The organism is Variovorax sp. 54 (assembly GCF_002754375.1).
In the GTDB taxonomy this organism is placed as follows: domain Bacteria; phylum Pseudomonadota; class Gammaproteobacteria; order Burkholderiales; family Burkholderiaceae_C; genus Variovorax.
The window spans coordinates 4,218,136-4,235,450 of record NZ_PEFF01000001.1 but is presented as its reverse complement, the minus strand read 5'-3'; the positions used below and the strand labels follow the sequence as shown (position 1 = coordinate 4,235,450).

18 protein-coding genes are annotated in these 17,315 nt (G+C 69.2%); 5 read left to right on the top strand and 13 right to left on the bottom strand.

What is annotated here, in order from left to right:
* Nucleotides 1-50: 50 nt before the first annotated feature.
* On the bottom strand, nucleotides 51-1,322 hold the full coding sequence (locus CLU95_RS19590) for a multifunctional CCA addition/repair protein (RefSeq protein ID WP_099795141.1): 1,272 nt from the start codon (nucleotides 1,320-1,322) through the stop codon (nucleotides 51-53).
* A 165-nt stretch (nucleotides 1,323-1,487) separates the two neighbouring features.
* On the opposite strand from CLU95_RS19590, the gene CLU95_RS19585 reads away from it, so the two are divergent.
* Nucleotides 1,488-2,225, top strand: coding sequence for an OmpW/AlkL family protein (locus tag CLU95_RS19585; protein WP_099795140.1), 738 nt, complete (start codon nucleotides 1,488-1,490; stop codon nucleotides 2,223-2,225).
* Between the two features lie 28 nt (nucleotides 2,226-2,253).
* Here the strand turns inward: CLU95_RS19585 and CLU95_RS19580 are convergent, their stop codons facing one another.
* From CLU95_RS19580 to CLU95_RS19565, 3 genes are all read right to left on the bottom strand, one after another.
* Nucleotides 2,254-2,940: a glutathione S-transferase family protein gene (locus CLU95_RS19580; protein WP_099795139.1), complete on the bottom strand. Its 687-nt coding sequence runs from the start codon at nucleotides 2,938-2,940 to the stop codon at nucleotides 2,254-2,256.
* Nucleotides 2,941-3,049: 109 nt separating this feature from the next.
* Nucleotides 3,050-3,607: an MgtC/SapB family protein gene (locus CLU95_RS19575; RefSeq protein ID WP_099795138.1), complete on the bottom strand. Its 558-nt coding sequence runs from the start codon at nucleotides 3,605-3,607 to the stop codon at nucleotides 3,050-3,052.
* A gap of 90 nt (nucleotides 3,608-3,697) precedes the next feature.
* Nucleotides 3,698-5,728: a lytic transglycosylase domain-containing protein gene (locus CLU95_RS19565; protein ID WP_099795137.1), complete on the bottom strand. Its 2,031-nt coding sequence runs from the start codon at nucleotides 5,726-5,728 to the stop codon at nucleotides 3,698-3,700.
* Between the two features lie 9 nt (nucleotides 5,729-5,737).
* Here CLU95_RS19565 and CLU95_RS19560 point away from each other — a divergent pair, with 9 nt between their 5' ends.
* Complete coding sequence (locus CLU95_RS19560; RefSeq protein ID WP_099795136.1) at nucleotides 5,738-6,355, top strand: 5-formyltetrahydrofolate cyclo-ligase; 618 nt, start codon at nucleotides 5,738-5,740, stop codon at nucleotides 6,353-6,355.
* Nucleotides 6,356-6,361: 6 nt separating this feature from the next.
* On the opposite strand, the gene CLU95_RS19555 is transcribed toward CLU95_RS19560, so the two are convergent.
* Nucleotides 6,362-7,345 carry a LysR substrate-binding domain-containing protein gene (locus tag CLU95_RS19555; protein WP_099795135.1) on the bottom strand — a complete coding sequence of 328 codons (984 nt, stop codon included), beginning with the start codon at nucleotides 7,343-7,345 and terminating at the stop codon, nucleotides 6,362-6,364.
* A 173-nt stretch (nucleotides 7,346-7,518) separates the two neighbouring features.
* Between CLU95_RS19555 and CLU95_RS19550 the strand changes: the two genes are divergently transcribed.
* A complete protein-coding gene (locus CLU95_RS19550) occupies nucleotides 7,519-7,836 on the top strand; it encodes a DUF2917 domain-containing protein (RefSeq protein ID WP_099795134.1) in 318 nt (105 codons plus the stop codon).
* A gap of 98 nt (nucleotides 7,837-7,934) precedes the next feature.
* Here the strand turns inward: CLU95_RS19550 and CLU95_RS19545 are convergent, their stop codons facing one another.
* Nucleotides 7,935-8,834 (bottom strand): DUF6279 family lipoprotein, encoded by a 900-nt coding sequence (locus CLU95_RS19545; RefSeq protein ID WP_257214673.1) that lies wholly within the window; start codon nucleotides 8,832-8,834, stop codon nucleotides 7,935-7,937.
* On the opposite strand from CLU95_RS19545, the gene glmU reads away from it, so the two are divergent.
* Nucleotides 8,833-10,263: a bifunctional UDP-N-acetylglucosamine diphosphorylase/glucosamine-1-phosphate N-acetyltransferase GlmU gene (gene glmU, locus CLU95_RS19540; protein ID WP_099795133.1), complete on the top strand. Its 1,431-nt coding sequence runs from the start codon at nucleotides 8,833-8,835 to the stop codon at nucleotides 10,261-10,263. The two genes, CLU95_RS19545 and glmU, sit on opposite strands and share 2 nt — an antisense overlap.
* A gap of 46 nt (nucleotides 10,264-10,309) precedes the next feature.
* Here the strand turns inward: glmU and CLU95_RS19535 are convergent, their stop codons facing one another.
* Nucleotides 10,310-10,645 (bottom strand): hypothetical protein, encoded by a 336-nt coding sequence (locus CLU95_RS19535; RefSeq protein WP_099795132.1) that lies wholly within the window; start codon nucleotides 10,643-10,645, stop codon nucleotides 10,310-10,312.
* Between the two features lie 172 nt (nucleotides 10,646-10,817).
* Between CLU95_RS19535 and CLU95_RS19530 the strand changes: the two genes are divergently transcribed.
* Nucleotides 10,818-12,335, top strand: coding sequence for an aminotransferase-like domain-containing protein (locus CLU95_RS19530; protein WP_257214672.1), 1,518 nt, complete (start codon nucleotides 10,818-10,820; stop codon nucleotides 12,333-12,335).
* Here the strand turns inward: CLU95_RS19530 and CLU95_RS19525 are convergent.
* The 6 genes from CLU95_RS19525 to CLU95_RS19500 all read right to left on the bottom strand — a co-directional run bounded on the left by CLU95_RS19525 (nucleotide 12,308) and on the right by CLU95_RS19500 (nucleotide 17,283).
* The gene (locus CLU95_RS19525) at nucleotides 12,308-13,234 is read right to left on the bottom strand and encodes an ROK family protein (protein ID WP_099795131.1); all 927 of its coding nucleotides are present in this window, start codon (nucleotides 13,232-13,234) and stop codon (nucleotides 12,308-12,310) included. The genes CLU95_RS19530 and CLU95_RS19525 overlap by 28 nt on opposite strands.
* 40 nt (nucleotides 13,235-13,274) lie before the next feature.
* The gene (locus CLU95_RS19520) at nucleotides 13,275-13,469 is read right to left on the bottom strand and encodes a DUF2905 domain-containing protein (protein WP_093245072.1); all 195 of its coding nucleotides are present in this window, start codon (nucleotides 13,467-13,469) and stop codon (nucleotides 13,275-13,277) included.
* 9 nt (nucleotides 13,470-13,478) lie between these two features.
* Nucleotides 13,479-14,255 (bottom strand): histidinol-phosphatase, encoded by a 777-nt coding sequence (gene hisN, locus CLU95_RS19515; RefSeq protein WP_099795130.1) that lies wholly within the window; start codon nucleotides 14,253-14,255, stop codon nucleotides 13,479-13,481.
* A gap of 102 nt (nucleotides 14,256-14,357) precedes the next feature.
* Nucleotides 14,358-15,227 carry an ABC transporter permease gene (locus CLU95_RS19510; RefSeq protein WP_099795129.1) on the bottom strand — a complete coding sequence of 290 codons (870 nt, stop codon included), beginning with the start codon at nucleotides 15,225-15,227 and terminating at the stop codon, nucleotides 14,358-14,360.
* Nucleotides 15,228-15,348: 121 nt separating this feature from the next.
* A complete protein-coding gene (locus tag CLU95_RS19505) occupies nucleotides 15,349-16,119 on the bottom strand; it encodes an ABC transporter ATP-binding protein (protein ID WP_099797388.1) in 771 nt (256 codons plus the stop codon).
* 153 nt (nucleotides 16,120-16,272) lie between these two features.
* Nucleotides 16,273-17,283 carry an ABC transporter substrate-binding protein gene (locus CLU95_RS19500; RefSeq protein ID WP_099795128.1) on the bottom strand — a complete coding sequence of 337 codons (1,011 nt, stop codon included), beginning with the start codon at nucleotides 17,281-17,283 and terminating at the stop codon, nucleotides 16,273-16,275.
* Between the last annotated feature and the right edge of the window lie 32 nt (nucleotides 17,284-17,315).

The following is a 17,315-nucleotide window of genomic DNA, read 5'->3' as shown; positions in this document are numbered from 1 at the left end:
CGCACGCGGCGCGTGTCGGCCAAAGTCCCGGCGTGCGCCGAGGGCGGTGATCAGTCGGCGGTCGCGGGTAACGACGCCGCCACCGCCGCGATGCGCGCCCGGTGGATCGCCTCGCCGATGCGCGGCCCCGTGGCGCCGGCCTGTTGGGCCTCGCGCGCCACCACGTCGGTGGCCACGCTCTGGGCCGCCGCGAGCACCGCGAGCAGGCGCGGGCGCTGCGGGTAGGCGTTGTCTTCGAAGCCGAGCCGGCCGCGCGCGTCGCATTCGCAGGCCAGCAGCGCCTCGGCGAAGCGCGCGGGCTTGCGGAAGGCGTCGCAGCGCTCCAGCAGCCGCACCAGCGGCGTGGCGCCGAGCGCGGCGCTGCGGTGGATGTTGCCGTGCTCGCGCGCGACCACCTCGGCCAGTTCGCGCAGCTCCACCGGCACGCGCCAGCGTTCGCACACGGCCTGCAGCAGATCGACGCTGCGCAGCTCGTGGTTGATGTGGCGCGGCAGCATGTCGGCGGGCGTGGTGCCCTTGCCGAGGTCGTGCATCAGGCAGGCGAAGCGCACGGGCAGTGGGGCACCCAGCCGCGCGCTGGTGTCGAGCACCATCATCAGGTGCACGCCGGTGTCGATTTCGGGGTGGTGCTGCGCGGGTTGCGGCACGCCCCAGAGCCGGTCGACCTCGGGCAGCAGCACGGCGAGCGCGCCGCACGCGCGCAGCACCTCGAACATGCGCGAGGGGCGCGTTTCCATCAGGCCGCGCGCGAGCTCCTGCCACACGCGCTCGGGCACCAGCGCATCGACCTCGCCGGCCGCGACCATCTCGCGCATGAGCGCCATGGTTTCGGGCGCGACGGTGAAGTCGTCGAAGCGCGCGGCAAAGCGCGCCACGCGCAGGATGCGCACCGGGTCTTCGCGGAAGGCGTCGGTCACGTGGCGCAGCACCTTGTCGCGCAGGTCGCGCTGGCCGTGGAAGGGGTCGGCCAGCGTCTCGGGGCGCGGATCGAAACTGCCGTCGGCGCCCACGTGCTCGGCGGGCAGCGCGATGGCGTTGACGGTCAGGTCGCGCCGCGCGAGGTCTTGCTCCAGCGTGACGTCGGGCGCCGCATGCACGACGAAGCCGCGGTAGCCGGGGGCGCTCTTGCGTTCGGTGCGGGCCAGCGCGTACTCCTCGCGCGTCTGCGGGTGCAGGAACACGGGGAAATCGCGCCCCACGGGCAGGTAGCCGCGCGCCACCATGGCCTCGGGCGTGGCGCCCACCACCAGCCAGTCATGGTCGGACACGGGGCGGCCCAGCAGCCGGTCGCGAAGTGCACCGCCGACGAGAAAAATGTTCATGAGTGCAGTGTAGGGATACTCGTTAGACACAAAAAGAACGGTCGTTCGATAATCGACGAGCGATGCGAACGACCGTTCGCAAATTTGCATCGCGCGAAGCACCGGTCGCTGGCCGGCGCCCCCGTGCGCGGGGCTGTTTTCAATACCCAAGGAGCATTCACAGCTATGAAGAAACTCACAACAACAGCATCGTTGGCATTGGCGGCACTCGGGGTCCTGGCATCGGGCAGCGCCCTGGCGCAGAACGCGGGCGACTGGGTCGTCGGCACCGGCTGGTTCCATCTGTCGCCGCAGGATTCGAGCAAGCCGCTGACCGTGACCTCGCCCGTGCACAGCGTGCTGGCCGGTTCGGGCGCGAGCGTCACCGACTCGGACACGCTGGGCATGAACATCGCCTACTTCATCGACAGCCACTGGGCCGTCGAGGGCGTGCTCGGCGTGCCGCCCAAGTTCAAGCTCAACGGCAGCGGCACGCTGGCCCGCGTGGGCGAACTCGGCCAGGCCCGCCAGTGGAGCCCCACCGTGCTGGCCAAGTACTACTTCAACGAAGGCAACGACGCCTTCCGTCCGTTCGTGGGCCTGGGCGCCACCTATGTCTGGTACAGCGACGTGAAGCTCACGTCGAACCTGCAGGGCGCGCTGGCCAGCCAGTTCCACGTGTCGCCGTACTCGGTGAACACCACCGCCAAGCTCGACAGCGCGTTCGCGCCCGTGCTCAACGCCGGCGTGGCCTACCAGTTCGACAAGCACTGGGGCGTGTCGTTCTCGGTGTCGTACATCCCGCTGAAGACCAAGGCCAAGCTCACGACGACCAGCATCACCGGCCTGCCGGTGGCGCGCAGCGAATCGAGCCTGAAGCTGAACCCGATCGTCACCTACCTGGCGGCGACGTACCGGTTCTGATGAAGTCCGGCGAGCCCCAATCGCGCGCTCAATCGCGCGAGGTGCGGTAAGGCTCGTCGAAGGCCACGAAGGTCTTCTCGGCCAGGGCGCCCGCGATCCACGCGGCGACGCCCGGCAAGGCGGCCACGCGCGCGATGTACGCGTCGATGGCCGGCGGCACCGGCAGGCCGTAGCCGCGGATGCGCATGCCCACCGGCGCGAAGAAGGCGTCGGCGATGGTGAAGGCGCCGAACAGCATCGGGCCGCCGTGCGTCTCGAGCAGCTCGGTCCACATCTGCACGATGCGGTCGAGGTCTTCCTGCACGCCGGGCTGCTCGGCCAGGAGCCGCGCGCCCACCTCGGGCAGCGAAGCCTCGATGTTCATCGGGCAGTTGCCGCGCAGGTTGGTGAAACCCGAATGCATTTCGGCGCAGACGCTGCGCGCGCGGGCCCGCTCGGCCACGCCCTGGGGCCACAGCTGCTTCTCGGGGAAGCGCTCGGCCAGGTACTCGGCGATGGCGAGGGTGTCCCACACGGCGAGGTCGTCGTCGACCAGCACCGGCACCTTGGCCACCGGGTTGATGGCGCCGACCACGTGCTTGAACTGCGAGGTGGCGTCGAACGAGTCGAAGCGCACCATCACCTCTTCGAAGGGAATGCCGGCCTGGGTCATGAGCACCCAGGGGCGCATGGACCACGACGAGTAATTCTTGTTGCCGATGTAGAGCTTGGACATCTGTCAGGGTCTCCGGGTCAGTGCGGGAATGCGGGGCAAAGCCGTCGATGCTAGCCGGGCGGCGCGCTGCGATTGATGACGAAGGCGGCGCGAATTGATGCGGGCCGCTTCAGCGTTCGTCGCCCTGGCGGGATTCGGGCGGGACGATCACGCGCGGGCCGGAGGCGTCCGTGGATGGTTTCACGACGCGCTCGATCAAGCCCACGAGGCGCGGCACCAGCGACAGCACCGCGAGCGCCAGCAGCGCGCTGAACACGGCCGTGACTTCGCGGCCGAGCCCGCAGGCCATGCCGATGGCGGCCGTCATCCAGAGCCCGGCGGCGGTGGTGAGGCCCTGCACGTGGGATTCGTCCTTGCCCTGCTTGAGGATGGTGCCGGCGCACAGGAAGCCGACGCCGGCCACCAGCCCCTGGATCACGCGGCTCATGTCGGCCGGCACGATGCCGGTCTGCTGCGGGATCAGCACGAACAACGCCGAGCCGATGGCCACCAGCATGTGGGTGCGCACGCCGGCCGCCTTGCCCTGCTGCTCGCGCTCGAAGCCCAGAAAAAAGCCCAGCACGGCCGCCAGCAGCAGCCGCACCGAGATGCGCGTGAGTTGCGCGACGTCGCCCACGTCCGAAAATTCGGACGCGACGGTGTCGAGCACCTCGTCGCGCCAGCTCATTCAGGCCTCCCGCCGGGCCGCCCCAAGGGAGGCCTGCGCCCCCTCGGGGGGCAGCGAATACACGCAGTGATGAGCGTGGGGGCTCATTTTTCAGGGCAGGTCCTTGTTGGGTTCCGGCTCGGCGGCGTTACGCGGGCCCACGCGGCCCAGGCGCTCCTTCAGCGACTGCGGCTTGCCACTGATGATCGCGGCGTAGTTGGTGGTGTTGGCCAGCACCTTCTTCACGTAGTCGCGCGTCTCGCTGAAGGGCACGTTCTCGGCCCAGATGGCGGCGTCGATGACCGGACCGTTGCGCCAGTTGCGCGGCCGGCCCGGGCCGGCGTTGTAGGCCGCAGCGGCCAGTGCCATCGAACCGTCGAAGTCGTCGAGCGCGAGCTTCAGGTAGTTGGTGCCGATGGTGATGTTGGTCTCGCGGTCGTTGATCTGGCCCGGCGTGAAGTCGGTCAGGCCGATCTTGCGGGCGGTCCAGCGTGCCGTGGCGGGCATGACCTGCATCAGGCCCGAGGCGCCGACGCCCGAGCGCGCATCCATGATGAAGCGGCTTTCCTGGCGGATCAGACCGTACACGTAGGCCGGGTCGAGGCCGATGTCCTGGCTCTTGCGCAGCACCGTGTCATGGAAGGGCATGGGAAAGCGCTGCTCGACGTCGATCACGCCCTTGGTGCGCTCGCTGGTGTTGATGCAGCGGTCCCACACCTCGCGCTGGCAGGCCAGGTCGGCGGCGGCCAGCAGGGCGCGGTCGTCCATGCCGCCCTTGTCGTGCAGGTTGGTGGCGTAGTTCCACTCGCGCGTGCCTTCGGAGCGCAGGCCCATGCCGATGGCCTGCAGGCCGCGTTGCAAGCCGGGGTTGGTGCGCGCGGCGTTCTTTTCTTCGGGCGTGAGCGGCGCGGGCCGCGTGGCCGCCACGACGCGCTGGCCCAGCTCTTCGAGCGCCAGCATTTCGTAGAAGCCGCGCGTGCCGGCGATGCTGGTGTACAGCTCGCGGGCCTGCGCGCGGCGCTCGTCGCCGCCGGCGCTGCTGAGCGCGCGGGCCTTCCAGTAGACCCAGGTGGGGTCTTGCTGGGCGGCGTCGCTCATGGCGTTGATGGCGAGTGCGACGTCCTTCCACTGGCTGGCGCGCAGTGCGGCGCGCACGCGCCAGCCGAGCATGTCGTCGGACAGGTCGCTGTTCTTCGTGACGTTGCCGAAGTAGCTCACGGCCATCGGCGAGAGCTTGTTCGCGGCCGCGCGGCCGATGGTGCCCCAGACCCAGTTGCGCTCTTCGGCGGAGAGCATCGGGCTCCACTTGCTGTCGAGCTGCGCGGCGCCCTGGTCGGGGTCGGCCACCGCGATCTTGATGAGCGCGAGCACCACCAGTTCCTTGCGCGACTTGGCGGCCACGAAGGCGCGGCCCGTGAGGAACTTGGCGGCGCTGGCGTTGACCTCTTCGAACAGCGGCAGCGCATCGGGTGCGGCGATGGTGACGGCACCGCGTGCGGCGGCGGGCCGGTTGGCCTCGATGGCCAGGCGCGCCTTCTTCCAGGCGTCGTTGGTGCTCATCAGACGGGCCGCGACCATGCGGTCGGCCGCGGTGAGGCAACCGTCGTCGCTGTCTTTTTGCGCAAACCAGTTGCGGCGCACTTCGTCGGCCTGCGCCTGCGTGGCCGTGCCGGTGCGCAGCGTGTCGACCAGCACCGCGTAGCAGCGCACCTGGGCGTCGTCGCCCATGCGGAAGCCGGCGATGTTGGCGGCAAAGCCGTCCCAGTCGCGGCGCTGGCCGAGCAGCAGCAGCCAGTCGTTGCGCAGGCGGTCTTCCTGGTAGGTGTTGGGGTAGCGGGCGTAGAAGTCCTGCACCTCGTTGGGCGCGGCTTCCTGCAGGCGGGCCTTGAGCTCCCAGTAGGCGGCCCAAGGTTCGAGAGCGTGGCCACGCGCTTGGGGCAGCAAGGCCGTGAGACGGGCCTTGTCGCCGCGCTGGAAGGCCTGCTTCATCTGGACCAGCACGTCGTCGTTGGTGTTGTTCTGCGCGGCGGCGGGCTGTTGCGACAGCAGCGCGGCGAGTGCGAGAACGGCGGAAAAAACCAGGGCGGGCGCGCCGCGACGCGGATGAGCGCGCGCGGATGCCAAAATGCTTGGGAACTGCATCGGGGGATTATGGACAAGTCAAAGGATGCCGACACCTCGGCCACGGCGAGTTTTCTGAAGGGTCAACTGCGAAAGGCACTCATCGAGCAACGCCTGGCGCTGCCCGACCGCCTCGCGCGGGCCGACCTGTTGCAGCGTGTGATGCGGATCTGGCTGGTCGGCCGGCCCGACACCGTGATCGGCGCCTACTGGCCGATCAAGGGCGAATTCGACCCGCTGCCCGCACTGCATCGCTGGAAGGAAGACGGCGAGCTCATGGAAGAAACGCAGCGCCGCCGCATCGGACTGCCGGTGATCGACAAAGTTCACAAGACGCTCACCTTCCATGCCTGGTACCCGGGCTGCCAGATGGAGGAAGACGCCTACGGCATTCCCAAGCCGAAGGACACCGAACTGATCGTGCCGACCCTGCTGTTCGTGCCCTGCGTGGGCTACAGCGCGGGGGGCTACCGGCTGGGCTACGGCGGTGGCTTTTACGACCGCACGCTGGCGGCGCTGGAGCCCCGGCCGTTCACGGTGGGCCTGGGCTTCACGAACGGCTTTCTCGAAGACTTCGAGCCCGAGACGCACGACCTGCCGCTCGATGCCATCCTGAATGACAACGGCGTCGTCTGGCCGACCTCCTGAGCGGGCTCAGTCGAGGTTGTCGACGGTGTCGGGGTCGGGCACCTCGCCCACCGTTTCACGCGTGACGGCGGCCTGCGCCTCCAGCCAGTCGGAAAAGGCCTTGATCTCCGGCCGCAGCGCGTTGCGCGGCCCCGAGATGAGCCAGTAGGCCATCGGCGAATCGAGGCGGTGCTGCGGCAGCACCTCGACCAGGTCGCCGTTGGCCAGGCTCTCGGCCACCAGCGAGTTGCGCGCCAGCACCACGCCCTGGCCGGTGAGCGCGGCCTGCACCATCTGGTAGGCGTAGTTGAAGTAGAGCCAGCGCTTGGGCTGGGCGCGCTCCATGCCGTTCACCTCGAACCAGCGCCGCCACGTGAGCCATTCGAGGTGCGTGCGGTGCGCGTCGCCGGCCTCGATGAGCGTGAAGCGGGCGATGTCGGCCGGCGTCTTGATCGGCGGATTGCTCTTGATGAGCCACGGGCTCGCCACCGGCGTCAGGTTTTCGCCGAACAGGCGCACGGCGCCGGCGGGCATGACCTCGGGCGGGCCGTAGCGCAGCGCGATGTCCACGTCGGCCACGTCGAGGTCGACCGCGATGTCGCTGGCGTCGATGCGGATGTCGATCTCGGGGTTGTCGCGCTGGAAGGCTTCCAGCCGCGGAATCAGCCACATCGAGGCGAACGAGGCAAAGGTGGTGAGCGCCACGCTCTTGCGCCCCGCGCTCTGGCGGATCTGCCGCACCGCCATGTCGATGCGCGGCAACGCCTGCTGCACCGACAGCAGCAGCTGCGCCCCGGCGCTGGTCAACTCGACCGCCCGCGTGTGGCGCAGGAACAGCGACACGCCCACCTCTTCCTCGAGCGACTGGATCTGCCGGCTCACGGCCGACTGCGTGAGCGCCATTTCCTCGGCCGCGGCGCGGAAATTGAGGTGCCGCGCCACCGCCTCGAAGGCCCGCAGGTGCCCCGCGGAAATGGGGCGGGAACGCAGGTGGGTTTGCGAATGTTGCATGGGTATGACTTTGGTGTGCGTTCCCGGCGGCCGGTTGATTGATGCGGGAATCGCATCAGTAGGCTACCTCGTTTTCATTGGACCTCCAAGGCCACAAAAACGATCATTCATTCCCGAACTGCGCCAACCTCTCTGTCTGTCAAGGCGCTCGGATCAGCTTAGGAGTCCACACCATGTCCACCGCCGTCTGCACCAACGAATCGCTCGCTTCCCTGTCCCGCTCCAACCGCACCGCGGCCATTCCGCCGGCCGTGCGCCGTGGCGCCTGGCAGATTGCGCCCGGCGAGGCGATGAGCCTGAAGGCGCGGTCGGCGAGCGTGCTGCGCGTCAAGCAGGGCCGCGTGTGGGTCACGCCCGACGCCACCGCCCACGGCCCCAGCGAAGACATCGTGCTGGCCCCGGGCGAGTCGCTCACCGTGGCCGCCGGCCAGCGCATCGTCATGGAAGCCTGGGATGGCTACGGTGCCACCTACGTGTGGGACCCGGTCTGACCGACCGCCCGCACTCCCGGCTCTTCTGAACAAAGGCGGCTTCGGCCGCCTTTTTCTTTGCCCGGTGCCACGCCGGGTTTCTTGTGGGGGCCGTGGGCTCAGCGCGCGGCCACCAGCTGCCGCAGGTCGCTCTGGTAGGCCTGCAGCCGGCGCACCGCCTGCTCGCGCTGCGTGGCGCTGGTGGTGTTGTGCAGCGCCGCCAGGTTGCGGCAGCCTTCCTGCAGCAGCGCCTGCTGCTGGTCGCGCCACGGGCCGGGCGGTGGATCGGCGATGCGCAAGATATAGGCATGCAGCGCGGCGCGGGCCTCGACCGGCGAGGTGCGCGGGGCACCATTGGCGCCGAGAAAGCCCCGCAGCAGCACCAGCGCCTCCTGCTGGCGCAGGCGCCGCTCTTCATATGCCAAGCGCGGGCTGAACACCGACTGCGCGACCTGCTGGCGCAGCAGCGCGCGCTGCTCGGTCGTGAGGCGGCCGTAGAAGTCTTCCTGCCGGTCGAGGAACTGGTCGTAGCGCTTTTCATGCACCTGCGCGGGGCTGCGGTCGAGCCAGTCCTTGCGGTACTCGGTGTTGTTCTTCGCGTACTTGCGCTCGAGCTGCTGCAGTTGGGCCTCGCTCAGGCTCAGCACGAAATCGGCGCTGGCGGCCTCGGCACGCTCGGTGACGGCGAGCAGGCGCTCGCGGACCTGGTCGGCCAGCTGGCAGGCCTGGGCCGGCGTCACCTCGGCCGACGCCAGGCCCTGGGCTTCCTGCAGCAGGCCGATGATGCGCGGCAGCTCGTTCTGGCGGTGCCAGGCCAGCAGCTGGGCGAGCTCGTCGCGCACCTTGGGGGTCTGGGCGCCGTCGAAGTCGAAGTAGCCGTCGAGCCACCAGTAGCTCAGTTCGGGCAGGTTGTTGTAGGCGAGCTTGACCGTGCTGCAAGCCCCCAGGGCAGCGGCCAGCAGCAGCACGCCGATAATTCGGCCCAGTCCAGCACAACGAATCCGGGAAGAAAAGCGCATGAATCAGACTCCGCAGCAGAGCAACCAGGGACCGGTCGACGTCGTCATCATGGCGGCCGGCAAGGGCACGCGCATGAAGAGCAAGCTGCCCAAAGTGTTGCATCGTTTGGCCGGCCGCGCATTGCTGGCCCACGTGACCGACACCGCCGCGCGCATCGGCGCGCGCCATGTCGTGGTCGTGACGGGCCACGGCGCCGAGCAGGTCGAAGCCGCCATCAAGGCCACGGCCGTGAACGCCGCCGCGCTCGGCTTCGCGCGCCAGGAGCCCCAATTGGGCACCGGCCATGCCGTGCAGCAGGCCACGCCGCAGCTGCCGGACGACGGCACCGTCGTCATCCTGTCGGGCGACGTGCCGCTGATCGCCGAAGACACGCTGCGCACCCTCATCGCCGCCAGCGGCGGCGAGCGGCTCGCGCTGCTGACCATCGAACTCGACGACCCCACGGGCTACGGCCGCATCATCCGCACCACGGCGGGCGGCGAGGTGACGGCCATCGTCGAGCACAAGGACGCGACCGAGGCGCAGCGCGCCGTGCGCGAGATCAACAGCGGCGTGATGGCCGCGCCCGCGCGGCTGCTCAAGGGCTGGCTCGCGCGGCTGGACAACAAGAACACGCAGGGCGAGTACTACCTGACCGACATCGTGAAGTTCGCGGCCGACGACCACGTGCCGGTGGTGGCGCACGTCACGACCGACGCGCTGCAGGTGGCGGGCATCAACAGCCCGGCCCAGCTCGCGGCGCTGGAACGCGCGTGGCAGCTGCGCCAGGCGAATGCGCTGATGGAACAGGGCGTGCGCCTGGCCGACCCGGCGCGCTTCGACCTGCGCGGCACGCTGAGCTGCGGCGCTGACGTCGACATCGACGTCAACTGCGTGTTCGAAGGCACGGTGTCGCTGGGCGAAGGCGTGCGCATCGGCGCGAACTGCGTCATTGCCAACGTGCGCATCGAGGCGGGCGCGGTGATCCACCCCTTCACCCACATCGACGGCGAGAAGGCCGGCGTGACGGTGGGCGCGGGCGCGCTGGTCGGCCCCTTTGCGCGGCTGCGGCCCGGTGCCCAGCTGGGCGCCGAGGTGCACATCGGCAACTTCGTCGAGGTCAAGAACTCCACGCTGGCGGCGGGCGCCAAGGCCAACCACCTGGCCTACCTGGGCGACGCCACGGTGGGCGAGCGCGTGAACTACGGCGCGGGCAGCATCACGGCCAACTACGACGGCGCCAACAAGCACCGCACCGTGATCGAGGCCGACGTGCACGTGGGCAGCAACTGCGTGCTCGTGGCGCCCGTGACGATCGGCGCGGGCGGCACCATCGGCGGCGGTTCGACCGTGAACAAGTCGACCGAGCCCGGCGCGCTGACCGTGGCGCGGGGCAAGCAGGTCAGCTTTGCCAACTGGAAGCGCCCGCAGAAGTTGCCGAAGAACTGACGGCGGCTTTGGGCTTTGGTTCGGGGCAGGCGCCCTGCCCCGGACCTCACCAGCCCGTCAGCAAGCGCACGAAGCGCATCACCGGCCGCGCCTCTTCGACCGGCGCCGCCCGGACTGGCCGCACTGGCGCATGCACCCGCAGGTGCACCGGCGTGATGGCCAACACCTCGATCCACCCGCCCTGCGGCACGCAGTGCACGTCGCCTTCGCCGAGCAGCGTCTCGGTCATGAACACCCTCTCGCCCAGCCAGCCCGGCGGCGACACCACGCGGGCGCGGCCCTCGGCCAGCTGAAGCCAGGCGCCCGCATCGACCGCGGTGCGCAGCGACTGGCCGGGTTCGAGAACGATGGAATCGGGCGCTTCGGAAAGGGTGGTGATCATGGCGGACCTCGGGTGGATGTGGGCTTCATCGTAGGAATTCCACCGCCCGAAAAACAGGCACACCCGATGGCTATTGCGACCGGAACAGCCGGTCTTTCGCGCCATCTGTTATGGTCCTTTTCCCAAGCAACTGCATCTGTTTTTGGATGCCCGATGCGGGGAACATCGACCCATGGATTCGCTACCGCTCTACCGCCAGCTCGCGGCGCACTACGTCGACGCGATCCACGCCGGCTCGCTCAAGGCCGGCGACAAGCTCCCGTCGCTGCGCAGCCTGATGCGGCTGCACGACATCAGCCTGTCGACCGCGCTGCAGGTCTGCCGCGCCATGGAAAGCGAAGGCTGGGTCGAGGCGCGCGACCGCTCCGGCTACTTCGTGCGCCGCCCGCAGCGGCTGGCCATCGCGGCCATGGAAGAACCCGTGTCCGGCCTGCCGCCCGACCCGGCACAGTTCGTCAACATGCGCACGCGCATGGCCAACTTCATGGCGCGCGGGCGGCTCAACGACGTGAAGCTCAACTTCGCGATCTCGCGCGCCGCCCCCGAGCTCTACCCCGCCGAGGCGCTGCGCAACGCCATGACGCGCGCGCTGCGCCAGCGCCCCGAGCTGCTGACCACCGCCTCCTCGCAAAAAGGCCACGAGCAGTTCCGCCAGGTCGTGGCCCAGCGCAACCTGCGCGTGGGCATGACCGTGGCGCCCGACGACGTGCTGGTCACCAACGGCTGCATCGAGGCGCTGAACCTCGCGCTGCGCGCCATCGCCAAGCCCGGCGACACCGTCGCCGTCGAATCGCCCACCTTCTACGGCCTGCTGCAGGTGCTCGAAAGCCTGGGCCTGCGCGGACTGGAGATTCCCACCAGCCCGCAGACCGGCATCTCGCTGGAAGCGCTCGACCTGGCCATCCACACCTACGACGACATCAAGGCCGTGGTGGTGGTGCCGCACCTGCAGAACCCCATCGGCAGCGTGATGCCCGACGCCCACAAGCAGCGGCTGGTGCAGATGTGCGAAAACCACGGCATCGCGCTGGTCGAGGACGACACCTACAGCGACCTGGTGGAAACCGAGGTGCCGCTGCGCGCCATCAAGTCCTGGGACCGCACGGGCAACGTGGTGTATTGCGCGTCGCTGCACAAGGTGCTGGCGCCGGGCCTGCGGCTGGGCTGGATCACGGCCGGGCGCTGGCATGCGCAGGTCGAGATGCTCAAGTACGCGCAGACGCGCAACAACGAGGCGCTGGCGCAGATCGCCGCGGGCGAGATCATTGCCAGCGGCGGCTACGACCGCCACCTGCGCCGGCTGCGCGAACGCCTGCACACGCAACGCGACCAGACGGCCGACGCCATTGCGCGCTACTTCCCGGCCGGCACGCGGCTCAACCTGCCGCGCGGCGGCTTCCAGCTGTGGGTGGAGCTGCCCGATCGGTTGTCGTCGGTGGCGGTGTTCGAGGCGGCCCTGCGCGAGCACATGCTGGTGGCGCCGGGCGCGCAGTTCTCGAACGCCTCACGCTTCGACCACTACCTGCGCATCAACTGCGGCTGGCCTTTCAGCGAAGCGGTCGATGCGGGGCTGCGGCGGTTGGGGCAGATCGTCGACGAAGGCTGCGCGGCGCAGAAGAATCCGCCGGCGTCAGCGACGGTCAGGCCGTCGCGCGCTTCTGTTCAGTCGAGCAAGGCCAAGGCCGCGTAGTCGCCCACCTTGTCGCCGAGCCCGGCGGGCACCAGCAGCACGCCGCGCGTGAGCGGTGGCAGCTTGCCGTCGACCTGCGCCTGCAGCCGCGGCAGCACGAAGTCGCGGTGGTGCCAGAACACGCTGCCGCCCAGGCTGATGCGCTGCAGGTCGAGCGTGATGACCAGGTTGTAGAGCATGCGGCCGATCACGCGGCACAGCGCATCGGCCTTCTCGAGCGCAGCGGCGTCACCGGCCGCGGCGGCCGTGAACAGATCGGCCGCGGGCTGGCCGAAGCGGTGCGCGATCGAATTGCCGCCGGCCAGCGCTTCCACGTCACCCAGGTTGCCGCAGCCGCACAGCGCGTCGCTGTCGTCGTCGACCACGAAGCTGTGGCCCGCATGGCCGGCGTTGCCGTTCTTGCCGCGCAGTGCCTTGCCGTCGACGCACAGGCCCACACCCACGCCGGTGCTCCAGGTGGCGTAGGCGCAGTTGTCGAGCCCCTTCAGCGCGCCCCAATGGCGCTCGGCCTCGAGCGCGGCCACGGCGTCGTTCTCGACGCGCACGCGGGCGAAGCGGCGCGCCAGCGGCGCCTCGACGATGGCCGTCATCCAGTTGTTGGGCAGCCCGCGCGAGGGGCCTGCGATGCCGCCGCAGATGTTGGGCGTGGCCAGCTCGACCATGCCGTCGTGCAGCTCGAAGGGCCCGGTCGACGACACGCCCACGCGGTCGATGCTCGCCGGGTCGACGCCCTGCTCGGCGCAGACCTCGTCGATGAGCCGCAGGATCTGCACCGCCACGGCGTCGTTGCTGCCGGTCTTGGCGGTGGGCTCGCTGCGGCGGCCGATCAGCGGCGCGTCGCTCGAAGCGGAAAGGCTCACGGCCACCTTGGTGCCGCCGATGTCTACGCAGGCTCTCATTGCGGGGTTCTCTTCTTTCTCAGTCTTGAACGCGCCGTGCTCAGAGCAGCCGCGCCACCAGCGCCGCGATCATGCTGAGCAGCACCGTGCTCGCGATCGGCAGCTGCCAGTCGCGGCCGAAGGCGCGAAACTCGAAATCGCCGGGCAGCCGTCCGAAGCCGAAGCGGCGCAACCAGGCGGTCAGGCCGCTCATGAGCACCAGCGCGAGGACAACGACGATCAGCCAGCGGAACATGAAAACAGTCTAGGCGGCCAGCACGGCCAGGGCTTGTCGGTGAAGTTCGGGTGTGGCTGCAGCAATCACGCGCTGATCGGGATTCAGGCCCAGCGGCCGCCCCTCCCAGTCGGTGACGACGCCGCCCGCGGCCTCGATCAAACCCGTCGGGCCCAGGAAGTCGTAGGGCTGCAGGCCGGTCTCGACCACGAGGTCGATGGTGCCGCCCGCCAGCTGGGCGTAGCCGTAGCAGTCGCCGCCGAAACGGCGCATCGCGCACTGGCGGCTCAGGCGGTCGAAGGCGCTCCAGTCGGCCGGCGAGAAGATGTCAGGCGAGGTGGTCACGATGCGGGCCTTGGCGATCTCGGTGCAGCCGCTCACGCGCACGGGCTGGCCGTCGCGCGTCGCGCCCTTGCCGGCCTCGCCCACCCAGCGTTCTTTCAGCACCGGCATGTCGACCATGCCGAACACCACGCGCCCGCCCTGCAGCACGCCGATGAGCGTGCCCCACAGCGGCGAGCCGGTGATGAAGCTGCGCGTGCCGTCGATCGGGTCGAGCACCCAGATGCGGTCGGCGTCGAGCCGCTCGGGGCCATGCTCCTCGCCGAAGATGCCGTCGGTGGGCACGCGTGCGCCGAGGATCTCGCGCATGGCGGTTTCAGCGGCGCGGTCGGCCAGCGTGACCGGGCTTTCGTCGGCCTTGGTGATGATGTCCAGCGGCGTGCGGAAGTAGCGCATCGACTGGGCGGCGGCGGCATCGGCCAGCGCACCGGCGATCGAGGAAAGGTCGGGGGCGGAAGAGCTCATGGGAAGGAGAACGCGTGCCAAAAGCTGCGATTAGACCCGAGCCCGCGCCCGTTTCGCCATCGCCGGGGCATTCGTGCGCCCCGCCCCTTCACGCGCTTGCTGTCAGCGCTGCTGGCCCCAGCGCCGCACCGTGAGCCGCTCCAGCGTGCGAAAGCCCAGGCTTTCCACCAGCAGGCCGATCAGCACCACCATCGCCAGGCCGGCGAACACGCGGTCGGTGTACAGCTCGTTGCGGTTCTGGAAGATGTACCAGCCCAGCCCGCCCTTGCCCGACGAGGCGCCGAACACCAGCTCGGCCGCGATCAGCGTGCGCCACGCAAAGGCCCAGCCGATCTTCAGCCCCGACAGGATCGACGGCAGCGCGGCCGGCACCAGGATCTGCAGCACGTAGCGCAGCCCCGTCAGGCCATAGTTGCGCCCCGCCATGCGCAGCGTCTCGGGCACGCCCTGGAAGCCCGCATAGGTGTTGAGCGCCAGCGGCCACAGCACCGAATGGATCAGCACGAACACCAGACTGCCGCGCCCCAACCCGAACCACAGCAGCGCCAGCGGCAGCAGCGCGATCGCGGGCAGCGGGTTGAACATCGAGGTCAGCGTGTCCAGCAGGTCGCGCCCGATGCGTGTGGACACGGCCAGCGTCGTGAGCCCGAAGGCCAGCAGCACGCCCGCGAGGTAGCCCTGCAGCAGAACAGCCAGCGAGATGCGCACCTTCTCGACCAGCTCGCCGCTGGCCAGCCCTTCGACCAATGCGCGGGCGGTGGCGGTGAAGGTGGGCAGCAGCAGGTCGTTGTCCTGCCAGCGCGCCGCCAGCTCCCACAGCACGGCGATGACGGCAAGAATCAGGCCCTTGCGCAACCAGGTCTGCGAGGCGAGGCGCGTGGCCAGCGGCAGCGCGCGTTCGACCGGCAGCTCGGTGAAAGGCTCGAGCGTGCGTTCGTATTCGGGGCGAATGGGAGGCGAAAGAGTGCTCATGGTGTATGGCTCCTTCCCCCTCTGGGGGAAGGTTGGGATGGGGGCAGGCAGAGCGCCCGATGGATACGCCGCGTGCCCCCACCCCTGCCCTCCCCCGGAAGGGGAGGGAGAAAGACCGGGGTCATGGCGCGCTCACCGCTTCGGGTTCTTCCTCGAACAGCATGTCGTGAATGCGCCGCGCGGTCGCCTGAAAGTCCGCACCGCCCAGGCTCTCGAGCGAATAGCCGTGGCTGTTGAGTTCGGCGCGCATGCGCCCCGGATGCGGCGACAGCAGTGCCACGCGGTTACCCACCACCAGCGCCTCCTCGATCGAGTGCGTGACGAACAGCAACGTGAAGCGCACCTCGTCCCACAGTTCGAGCAGTTCCTGCTGCATGCGGCGGCGCGTGAGCGCGTCGAGCGCGGCAAAGGGCTCGTCCATCAGCAGCACGCGCGGCTGCATCGCCAGCGCCCGCGCAATCGCCACACGCTGCTTCATGCCGCCCGAGAGCTGGTGCGGGTGCACGTCGGCGAACTTCGAGAGGCCCACCTTGTCCAGGTAGTGCAGCGCGCGCTCGGCCGCTTCCTTGCGGCCCAGCGTGCGCGAGGCGAGCAGCGGGAACATCACGTTCTGCTTCACCGTCTTCCACGGCGGCAGCTGGTCGAACTCCTGGAACACGACGATGCGGTCGGGGCCCGGCTGCGACACGCGCCGGCCGTCGAGGCGGATCTCGCCCTCGACCGGCGGGATGAACCCGGCCACGGCCTTGAGCAGCGTCGACTTGCCGCAGCCCGAAGGCCCGAGCAGCACGAAGCGGTCGGCGGCGTGCACGTCGAAGCTCACGCGGTGCGTGGCGCGCACCACGCGCTCGGGCGTGCGGTACTCGAGGCTGACGTTGTCGACCTGGAGCAGCGGGGCCGTGTCTGTGTCTTGCCCCCTCTCCCGCGCGCGGGAGAGGGTTGGGGTGAGGGCTGCCGACGATGCCGAAGGCTCCCCCCTCACCCCCGCCCTCTCCCGATGGGAGAGGGAGTCAATCCCCGAAGGCAAGGCGACCGTGGGGCTCACTCAATTCCCCGAAGCCGTATGCGCGTCATCGAAGAAATAGTCCTTCACCGACGCCGGCTTGTTCTTGATCGCGCCCACGCGGTGCATGAACTCCGCGAACACGTAGGTGTTCTGCGGCGCGGTCTTGAACTGCACCTCGGGGTTCTTGATGATCTTCAGCAGCAACTCGCGGTCGAGCTTCGCGTTGCTCACCTTGAGGTAGATGTCCGCCGCCTTCTCGGGATTGGCCGTGACGAACTTCGCGGCCTCGTCGAGCGCATCGACGAACGCCTTGTAAGTCTTCGGGTTCTCGTTGCGGAATTTCTCGGTCGCGTACAGCACCGTGGCCGACGACGGCCCGCCCAGCACTTGGTACGAGTTCAGCACGATGCGCGCGTTCGGGTTGCCTGCGAGCTCCTGCTCCTGGAACGGCGGATTGCCGAAGTGCCCCGTGATCTCCGTGCCGCCCTTGATGATGGCCGCGGCCGCATCGGGGTGCGGCAGCGCCACGCTGATCTTGTCGAGCCGGTTGAACTCCTTCTCGCCCCACAGCTTGGCCGACGCGATCTGCAGCACCCGCGACTGCACCGACACGCCCACCGCGGGCAGCGCGATACGGTCCTTCTCCGTGAAGTCGGCAATCGTCTTCACGTTCGGGTTGTTGCTCACCAGGTAGTACGGAAAATTGCCCAGCGAAGCCACGCCCTTCACGTTCTGCTTGCCCTTGGTGCGGTCCCACAGTGTGAGCAGCGGCCCCACGCCCGCACCCGCGATTTCGATGTTCCCCGACAGCAATGCGTCGTTCACCGCCGACCCGCCCGAGAGCTTGACCCACTCCACCTTCGCATCGACCCCCGCGGCCTTCGCGTGCTTCTCGATCAGCTTCTGCTCCTGCGCCACGTTGAGCAGCAGGTAGACGATGCCGAACTGCTCGGCGATGCGGATCTGCCCTTCGGCCTGCGCGGCCAGGCTGCCGGCGAGAAGGCCGAGGCCGGTGACGAGCGCGGCGGCGCGGCGTGTGAAGCGGTTCATTGAAAAGTCCGGAAGAAGAAAGGAAGAAAGGA